This window comes from Shewanella sp. MM_2022_3, from assembly GCF_022557375.1.
GTDB lineage: Bacteria > Pseudomonadota > Gammaproteobacteria > Enterobacterales > Shewanellaceae > Shewanella > Shewanella xiamenensis.
Genome location: NZ_JAKZGV010000081.1, coordinates 1 through 9425 on the forward strand (window position 1 = coordinate 1; position 9425 = coordinate 9425).

Genomic DNA, 9425 nt, shown 5'->3' on the forward strand with positions numbered 1-9425 from the left:
CATTTCCGAAATAGGACGGGTAATTTTCATTGAGTACACGAACGGGACTTTATTCTAACCACACTGCGGATCGTACTCCTAAAAAAAATAATATATTAAGGTTTTGCAATGAAACTTAAAAAGCTAATGCTATGGTCGCTCTTTCTTTTCATTTTTACAACAATAGAATCCGTTGCAAATGAGTCGATTACTGTAGCAGAAAAGAGTGAATGGAAATCCACCTTTGATAAATTCAATGCGGATGGAACAATCATCATTAAAGACGAACGTGGAGGGGCAAGTGCCACTTATATTTACAATAAATCACGTTCAACGGTACGGTTTACGTCTGCATCAACATTTAAAATTCCTCACACTTTATTTGCTCTCGATGCAAACTTAGTTAAGGATGAATTTCAAACGTTTAAATGGAATGGTGAAAAATACTCTATCCCTAGTCACAATCAAGATCAGAATTTACGCTCAGCGATGCGCTATTCCGCTTTATGGGTTTATCGCGGATTTGCGAAGGAGTTAGGTGAAAAAAAAGCAAGAGATTATCTAGAAAAAATTAATTATGGGAATCAAGATCCCACTGTAAAAGTGGATGACTATTGGGTCAGAGGTGGTTTAGAGATCTCCGCACAAGAGCAGATAAATTTTTTAGAAAAGCTTTATAAAAATGAACTCCCATTTAAAGTTGAACATCAATTATTAACCAAAGATATTATGATAGTCGAAGCTGGCCGAGAATGGATTCTCAGAGCGAAAACAGGACTCGGTGGCCAAGTCGGTTGGTGGGCCGGTTGGGCTGAATGGCCAACAGGCGCCGTCTTTTTTGCATTGAATATAGACACGCCGAATGGCATGGCGGATGTTTACAAGAGAGAAGCGATTGGCAGAGAGTTGTTACTATCTATCGATGCATTGCCCCATATTTAAGGGGGGCGGCTCGTATTGTACTGTATAAAATTCACGCTTTTTTAAATTTGGGCAATCCAATATTTGAGGTCAATATGTTAATTTCTGTCATCCGTATTTCATTTTTCGGCTTGTGTGGCTTACTTTCCACTGTGAATATCGCCGCGCTTGCGGGAGAAGATGTTATCCGGCATCGTATTGCTAATTCAAATTTCCCTGTTGCTGCAGCGGTAGAGGTGCCAGCCTCTATGTCTATTGTATATCTCTCAGGGAAACTACCGCCTGTACAAGATTTGACTCAAGATGAAAATAGCCCACTTGCATATGGTGGGGATACAAAAGGACAAACTATTGGGGTATTAAAGGCAATAGAGAAAAGTTTAAAAGACATTGGCCTGGGCTTAGGGTATGTGATTAAACTACAGGTTTTTTTAGTCGGCGATCCTGCATTAAATAATGAAATGGATATGGATGGTTTTATGGCTGCTTATGTTCAATTTTTTGGTACAAGAACACAACCTAATGTACCTGCTCGGTCGGTCTTGAAAATTGCAGGTCTAGCAAATTCAGCATGGCGTGTTGAAATTGAAGCCACTGCAGTTCGAAAATAACATAGTGAACGACGGTATTTATTAAACTAAATAGAATTAGGGTACATAGGCTTTTTGCTTATGCATTCTATTGTTCCTTAATAGCATGTCCGATAACTCAAGATACATATTTGTTGAGTTAGCCAGTTTTTAATATCTCACTATTTTTCAGTTACAGTTAATTTATAAAGAGTATGTGTATGAATAATAAACATTGGTCAAAAGTTCAGTTGTTACACGAAGTTGTTACTAACCCGAATATTATAATTAAAGGTCAGCACAGCTATTATAGCGATTGTTGGGATATGGGGTTTGAGGGCTCAGCGGTGAGATATCTTCATGGTGATGAAATCAGCCGCCAATGGGAGCCCAAATAGCCGATCGATAAACTCTATATTGGTGACTATGTGTGTATCGCCGCTGAAGTTGTGATTTTAATGGGCGGAAATCATACGCATAGGGCGGATTGGTTTTGCTTATACCCTTTTATGGATTTTATTGAAGAGGCATATGTAGGAAAAGGTGACACCCATATTGGTGATGGCGCTTGGCTAGGCATGAGATGTATGGTGATGCCTGGAGTCACTATTGGTGAAGGAGCCGTACTTGCAGCGAACAGTGTTGTCACTCAGGATGTCGAACCTTACAGTGTCGTCGCAGGTTCACCCGCTAAACGAGTCAAGTATCGCTTTCATCAAGACATTATTCCTGAGTTGCTGGCTTTAAAAATTTATGATTGGCCATTCGAAAAGTTTAATGCTTTGAAACGGCACTTGTGCTCTTCGGATTTTGAACAGCTTAAACAAGCCATTGTCATTTATGATCAAAAAGAAGCCAGTACAAATTAAGATGTTTGTCGGGCGTATAGCAAGCACATTAAATATCTAAATCAGCTGTGCGCCTCACTGGTATTTCAATCCAAGGCGCATTGATGCAGAAACGGTCATTCCTTATTTAAGTTAATACAACACTGGAAACCCATTTGGCCTTAAAATACAAAACGCCCGATGAGGTTCATCAGGCGTTTTGATGGTAAGTAAGTGTCAATTTACTTAAGTTGTCGAGACTTGCACTGATCCTGTTTAGATGAAGCGCTAGGCTTTAGGCGCGAGTTCCTGCTGCTTTGCCGCCTCTTGTGCCGCTAACTCTTGTGCTTTAATGGCCGCTTCGAGTTTTGCTTCAACATAACCCGGTGAATGGGTCGCGGCCGAGATTAAACGGTACATTGCTGGGATGACAAACAGGGTGACAAAGGTCGCAAAGGCCATGCCGAAAAACACCACAGTCCCCACCGCAATCCGGCTCTCAGAGCCTGCGCCCGTTGAGAAAATCAGCGGTATCGCGCCGACTAAGGTGGTGAAGGCCGTCATCAAAATCGGGCGTAAACGGCGGGTTGAGGCATCGATAATGGCTTTATCTAAGGCTAAACCTCGGTCACGCAGTTGGTTGGCAAACTCGACAATTAAGATCCCGTTTTTGGTCACCATGCCAATCAACATGATCATGCCGATCTGGCTATAGATGTTAATACCTTGGCTGGTCACTAACAGGCCGAGGAAACCTCCAAATACTCCCATTGGTACGGTAAACATCACCACTAAGGGGTTGATAAAACTCTCAAATTGCGCAGCGAGTACCAAGTAAGCTACCAGTAGCGCTAAACCGAACACAATAAAAATACTGCTTTGGTTTTCTTTAAAGTCTTTTGATTCACCGGTATAGCCAATGGAAATATCCTTGGGTAATAACTCTATGGACTTGTTTTCTAAGAACGTTAAGGCCTCGCCTAAGGTGTAACCTTTACTGATGTTGGCCTTGAGGGTGATGGATTTTTGTTTATTGGTATGGCTCAATCTTTGCGCTGAGGCCACTTCTTCGATATGGGTGACCGTATCGAGCGTGACTAATTCGCCCTTGGCTGAACGCATATAGATTTGGCTTAAATCGCCGACGTTGTTAAAACTGTTTTCATCACCGCGCAGATACACATCGTACTCTTCGCCGCGATCCACATAGGTGGTTTCTTTACGACCGCCGAGCATCACTTCTAAGGTTTGTGAGACGTCATCGACGCTGATCCCAAGTTCTGCTGCACGCTCTTTATCAACGCTGACAATTAGTTCCGGTGTGGTTTCGGCGTAATCCAGATCCGCGCCTTCCATCATCGGGCTGGCATTGGCTTGCTCTTTTAACACCTGTGCCCATTTAAAGAGTTCCGCATAGTCAGAGCCACCCAGTACAAATTGTACTGGCTCACTCGATTGCCCCCTAAAGCCTGGCATCATAGGGCGAACCATCACATCGGGAATATCTTTCAATGCCTTACTTATAATCCCGAGCGCCTGTTGCGCCGTGACATTGCGATGTTCCCAATCCTCTAGCTGCATGATCACATAGCCAGTTTGATCGCCAGCACGACCACCAAAGGCAGGGGCTTGCACACTGAAAGACCGCAATACACCTTGGCCAAGGAGTGGCATTAATCTGTCTTCGACGATATCCATGTTCGCCGTCATACGGTTATAGCTAGTGCCCTCGGCGCCTTTCACAAAGGCGTAAAGTACACCGCGGTCTTCCTGCGGCGCTAATTGCGAAGGGACTTGCTGCATTAACCATGCGCTACCACCGATACAGGCGAGAATGACCAGTGGTGCCAGTAATCTAAAGCGGATCGCATGGGTTACACCCACACGGTAAACCCTTTCCATGCGCGCAAAACCACTATCCACAATGCGATTGAAACGGTTAGGTTTAACATTGGCTTTGAGTAATTTGCTACTCAATACCGGCGTTAGCGTGAGGGCAATGAGGGATGAGAACAGAACAGACACTGCCAGCATCACGGAAAATTCGGTAAAGAGTAAACCGACCATGCCATCCATAAATGAAATCGGCAGGAACACCATGACTAACACCGCGGTGGTTGCCACGACCGCAAAGCCGACTTCCCGTGTGCCTTTGTAAGCCGCAAGCAGCGGCTCTTCGCCTTTTTCGATATGGTGGAAAATGTTTTCGACCACCACAATCGCATCGTCGACCACGAGACCAATGGCGAGGATTAATGCCATTAATGTCAGTAGGTTAATTGAATAACCTAGCATGTTGGCGGCAATAAAGGCGGAGATTAATGATACTGGAACCGTTACCGCGGGGATAAGGGTTGCCCTTGCTTGACCGATAAAGATATACAGCACTAACACCACGAGGGCGCCAGTGACATAGAGGGTGTTGTAGACCTCGTTGATTGAGCGGTCAATAAAGACGGTGGAGTCAAAGTCGACTACAAGACTGGTGCCATCGGGTAAAAAGTCTTGAATTTTATCGACTTCTTTATGGACTTCCTGAGCGACTACTAATGGGTTTGCATCGGATTGAGTGATCACCCCTAAGCTTAGGTTAACAATACCATCACTTTTAAAGGTGGAGTTTTCATTCTGTGCGCCCACGGCAACATCGGCCACATCTTTTAAATAGATAGGTGTCCCGTCGCTGGCGGTGCGTACGACTAAATAGTCAAAATCCTTTGGGGTGTAATAGAGCCTTTTGGTACGCACCGACATCACTGTGGTATCGTTACGCACTTGGCCGCCAGGGGTTTCGATGTTCTCTTTACGTAGGGCGCTGGTAATATCGGTGACGGTGACGTTGCGCCCCGCCATTTGCTCGGGTCTGAGCTTGACATACATGACCTTATAAAGACCACCCGAAATGCTGATGGAACTCACGCCGCTGATCAGACTGAATCTGTCTTCTAAAACCCGCTGGGCATAATCGGTCAGCTGGGTTCTATCCATCACGGTTGAACTTAAGTTCACATACACGGAGGGTTCGCCTGAGCCATTGTCCTTCGATACTACAGGATCGTTAGCGTCTTCCGGCAGACGGCGCTGGGCGCGGGCCACGGCATCACGCACATCACTCACCCCTTCGGTTAAGTTCCAACCGAGGAGGAATTTGACCGTGATCCGCGAGCTACCATTACGAGTTGTAGAGGTGATTTCATCGATACCGCTGATCCCCGTGAGTTCATCCTCAAGGGTCTTGGTGATTTGGCTTTCCATAATCGCTGCCGATGCACCGGAATAACTGGTGCTGACTGTCACCACTGGGCTTTCAACATCGGGCATTTCCCGCACTGAAAGTTTAGTAAAGGACACTAAGCCAAACACGCATAGCAGTAAGCTTAAAACAATTGCAACGACGGGGCGTTTAACTGAGACATCGGACAGCCACATTATTTCGTCTCCGCAGTATTGACGTCTGACTTGGCTGGGCGGTTATTACTATTCTTAGCTTCAAGAGCGACTTCATTGATTTTTAAGCCATCGCGCATATTTACAAGCCCTTGAACCACCACTTTATCGCCAATTTTAAGGCCGCTATCGATGAGCACTTGATCGCCCACCCGCGCACCTAAAATCACTTCGGTGCGATGGGCGATATGATCCTCGCCAACCACATAGACATAGCGTTTAGTGCCTGAATATTCTAAGGCTTGCACTGGCACAATCGGGGCTGAAATGGGCGGGAAGGTGATGGTGGATGACATCATCATGCCGGGTTTTAAGCGATTATCGGTGTTTTCAAATTGCACGCGGATCTTCAGGTTTAAGGTTTCTTCATTCACGCGGGGATCGATGGCGACCACTTTGCCGATAAAGGTTTGTCCTGGCCAAGCTCGGCTGGTGGCTGATACTGGCATGCCAATGCTAAGTTGTGACAGAAAATGTTCAGGCACCTGTAGGTCCAGTCGCATGCTGGATAAATCATCTAAGGTCATTAACTCTGTGCCAATACTTACCATCTTACCTTCGCTAAAGTTAATCAGCCCGGTTTTACCGGCAAAAGGTGCGATAAGGGAATGATAATGTAAATCTGCCTGCGCAGAGGCTAAGCGTGCTCTGGCAATATCCACACTGGCTTTTTGAGCATCGATTTCGGTTTGAGTGATGGCATTGCGGCTGATAAGTTTTTCAAACTCTCTGAGCTTGCGGGTTTCATCATTTAAAAAGGCATTGGCTTCAGCCACCGCGGCTTGAGCTTTCATATCATCGAGTTCGATTAGCAACTGGCCTTTTTTCACTGTTTGATTCGAAGTCACGGCAATTTGTTTAATTTTGCCGGTGACTTGCGGCGCGATCACCACTGCGCGCTCAGCGGCCAGTTTACCAATCAGTGAAATAGATTGAGCCAGTGGATGTTCAACCACTTCCCCTGTGACAACCGGCACGGTACGCATAAGCTGGGGGGCTCTTTCGGGTTTGGCAGCCTGCAATACATCACTAAAGCTCACAGCAGCGGCAACCGCCGCAACTAAGGCAATGGCTATTATGGTTTTTTTCATTGGAATAATTATCTCGCACAAAGACGGTTAACAGGCGTTAGCACTAATGGCGCTATTCTAGTGAATAACCGTCATCAGGTGGGTAAAAGTTTGTAAAGTTAAGCACTCGAAAGTGAAAGAAATTGTGTTTTGTGTCGAGATACCCCATGGCAATCTCATTCGCCCCATTCGAAGTGCATACGATAGCTGAGTTATTCTGCTAAGGATGTGCTTGTGTTCGTATTTTTTCTATCGGATCTACGGCTGATTGAATTTGCGGATACTGGCTTAAAATTGCCTCAAGACGACCATCTTGGCCCATGCTTTCAAGGCCTTTGTTAAATTCGTCGATCAAGGTGGACTGATCCGTTATCGCCAAAGAGACGCCCAGATGGAATACCTCTGTGGCGATGGGGTCTCCCACCTGCTCGAAAGTATCGGCATATTCACTTTGATTTTGCTTGATTAAATATTGAGCAAGATTGTGGCCGATTAACACTAAGTCAATGCGTTTTAGAAACAATTTCTTAAGATTCATTTCGTCGGAATTACCTTCCTCTGTCGTGAGTCCTGTGGCGGCTATTTCGGGTGGATTGGCGTAACCGCGGCCAATGCCGATGGTAAAGGGCTTAAGTTCGCTTAATTGACTAAAACGTAACGGGTTATCTTTACGTTTGTAGAAGACAATCTGTACGGCTTGTATCGGTGCAGAATAATGCGCCCATTGCTCACGTTCTTTGCGGTACCAAAGTCCAATAATGCCATCGGCTTGGCCGGTTTTTACCAGTAATGCTGCTCGCGCAAAGGGATAAAACTTAACGCTGGCATTGTAGCCTTGGCGTTTAAAGGCCTCTTTAACGACTTGGGCTACGCCACCTTGCTCGGGTAACGAATCGGCATAAAAGGGCGGATAATTGGTCGCAACTAAGTTTAAATCTCGTCCTGCAAAACTGCGGGAAGGCAATCCTAACAACAGCAATACAAGGCTTAAATTTATCAGCAGTTTGAAGTCCATACGCATCCCTAACGTTAAAGCGTTATTTGCTGAGTATAGGGGGTGTTAAGCCGATGAGTTGAATTTTGTATAGAGAGGTAAGTTATCGCTTACTCGATATGGAGTCGACTCGTTATCCTTTTATTGAATAATAAAAAGGGCTTATGGATTAAACCTATAAGCCCTGAATCGATTTAAAGTGCTACTTGCTCACCCTTATATAGCCCGCGGGTGAGTTTATTGTCGTCTATCAGTAATAATTCTCCTGACTGACCATCCTTAATACTACTATCTATTGCAATGATTTTATTATGGTAAAGTCCAAGTACGCGTTCCTGTGAGGTATGGCCGACGATAATATGATCAACCTTAAAGTAGTTTAGGATTCGGTCGATTTCGGGTTCAGCGAGTGCATCTTTAAAGTAGCCACGGTACCAAGTGGGGCCATTAGTGAAAAACAGGAAATTCAACAGATCGTTTTGTTTTAAATCTTCTTTTTTATCGTCTAAATGTTGACGGAATAACTGATTAGCATCGCTGATATTGAGTTTACGCTCGACCCATTCAGGGCTTATTCCACCGTGCATAAACAGCAGATTATTGATCTTTACTAGAGTGTTTTTACTGCGAAGCCAACGGCCGATTTCGGTGTCTTTGTTGTACAGTGCATCATAGCTGCGATTGAGTAATTCCGCCGAGGTTTGATAACGCTCATTCACATAACGTAAGTCGCCGCGAAACACCATTTGCTCGTGGTTGCCCATAAGTAAATGTAATCGACCACCGGCGGCTTGGGCTTGCTTATCTAACTCATATAAAAACCACAGAACTTCGTTAACTTGGTGACCACGGTCGAACATATCTCCCGTCATGACCATATGGCCGTCACCAAAGGTCCAGTGATTATTTTCATCGATAATCTGATGGGCTTTCAGCAGGTTAATCATCACATCGAATTGCCCATGCACATCGCTTAAGGCCACTATCTTGCCTGCATGAGTGTAGGTATCAGCTTCAACTTTGGGAGCATCGGTATGGCGTTTGGGCTGTGGCAAGTTGCCACAATCATTTGGGCGAGCCAATTGATTGTTTGCGATAGGGGTTTGTTTTAACTGACTCTGGCAGATCCAGTAGGCGGTATTTTGGTTACCTTGGTCGAGGAAAACATAAGGACCATCGGTCACGGATGATGGCGTAAGCTCAGTGCTAAATGCGCCAACAGAAAATAAACTTAGCAAAGTAAACAGTGTAGCCTGAGCTGAAGTGAGTCTCTTCTTCAATGTGAGCGAAGATATATTCTGTGGTTGAGGTGTCGAGTGACCTAAACCATGGCGGAAGAGCGCGTGCATTCAAAGCTCCTGAGTTATTAAACGTGGTTGGTTAGCATAATGTTAATAACTTGGTAGGGCAAGGGATCCTATGTTGGGATATTTTCATGGTGAGAATGCTTTATCTCTATGTTTGTTGTTCAGCCTGTTTTGTTTTGGCAAGTTAAATTAATGGTATAGCATTTTTTATATTTTTTTGGCAGGTGTTCTCCTTTATTTCCTATAACGTTAATAGCGCATTCTCAATATCATAAGTGTCACTGTTTTTATTTTTTTTAGCTCATTACTAT

At 44.8% G+C, this 9425-nt stretch carries 5 protein-coding genes and 2 pseudogenes; 3 read left to right on the forward strand and 4 right to left on the reverse strand.

Going from position 1 to position 9425, the window contains the following annotated elements; translation table 11 throughout:
• Nucleotides 1-198: 198 nt before the first annotated feature.
• From blaOXA to MMG82_RS20795, 3 genes and pseudogenes are all read left to right on the forward strand, one after another.
• Nucleotides 199-921: pseudogene (gene blaOXA, locus MMG82_RS20785) on the forward strand (class D beta-lactamase); the annotation flags it as partial.
• A gap of 74 nt (nucleotides 922-995) precedes the next feature.
• Nucleotides 996-1511, forward strand: a complete 516-nt coding sequence (locus tag MMG82_RS20790) for a RidA family protein (protein ID WP_047534741.1) — start codon at nucleotides 996-998, stop codon at nucleotides 1509-1511.
• Nucleotides 1512-1690: 179 nt separating this feature from the next.
• Nucleotides 1691-2338: pseudogene (locus MMG82_RS20795) on the forward strand (CatB-related O-acetyltransferase).
• 246 nt (nucleotides 2339-2584) lie between these two features.
• Here MMG82_RS20795 and MMG82_RS20800 read toward each other — a convergent pair.
• From MMG82_RS20800 to MMG82_RS20815, 4 genes are all read right to left on the reverse strand, one after another.
• Entirely contained in the window at nucleotides 2585-5725 is a 3141-nt protein-coding gene (locus MMG82_RS20800; protein ID WP_047534744.1) for a multidrug efflux RND transporter permease subunit, read from the reverse strand.
• A complete protein-coding gene (locus MMG82_RS20805; RefSeq protein WP_241407367.1) occupies nucleotides 5725-6834 on the reverse strand; it encodes an efflux RND transporter periplasmic adaptor subunit in 1110 nt (369 codons plus the stop codon). The genes MMG82_RS20800 and MMG82_RS20805 overlap by 1 nt, the downstream gene beginning before the upstream one ends.
• Nucleotides 6835-7033: 199 nt before the next feature.
• Complete coding sequence (locus MMG82_RS20810; RefSeq protein WP_047534748.1) at nucleotides 7034-7828, reverse strand: transporter substrate-binding domain-containing protein; 795 nt, start codon at nucleotides 7826-7828, stop codon at nucleotides 7034-7036.
• 173 nt (nucleotides 7829-8001) lie between these two features.
• A complete protein-coding gene (locus MMG82_RS20815; protein ID WP_241407368.1) occupies nucleotides 8002-9156 on the reverse strand; it encodes a metallophosphoesterase in 1155 nt (384 codons plus the stop codon).
• Nucleotides 9157-9425 lie beyond the last annotated feature (269 nt).

Bases quoted from the DNA above. Each gene is read 5' to 3' on its own strand.
- MMG82_RS20790 (WP_047534741.1), top strand. From the start codon at position 996: ATGTTAATTTCTGTCATCCGTATTTCATTTTTCGGCTTGTGTGGCTTA.
- MMG82_RS20800 (WP_047534744.1), bottom strand. From the start codon at position 5,725: ATGTGGCTGTCCGATGTCTCAGTTAAACGCCCCGTCGTTGCAATTGTT.
- MMG82_RS20805 (WP_241407367.1), bottom strand. From the start codon at position 6,834: ATGAAAAAAACCATAATAGCCATTGCCTTAGTTGCGGCGGTTGCCGCT.
- MMG82_RS20810 (WP_047534748.1), bottom strand. From the start codon at position 7,828: ATGGACTTCAAACTGCTGATAAATTTAAGCCTTGTATTGCTGTTGTTA.
- MMG82_RS20815 (WP_241407368.1), bottom strand. From the start codon at position 9,156: ATGCACGCGCTCTTCCGCCATGGTTTAGGTCACTCGACACCTCAACCA.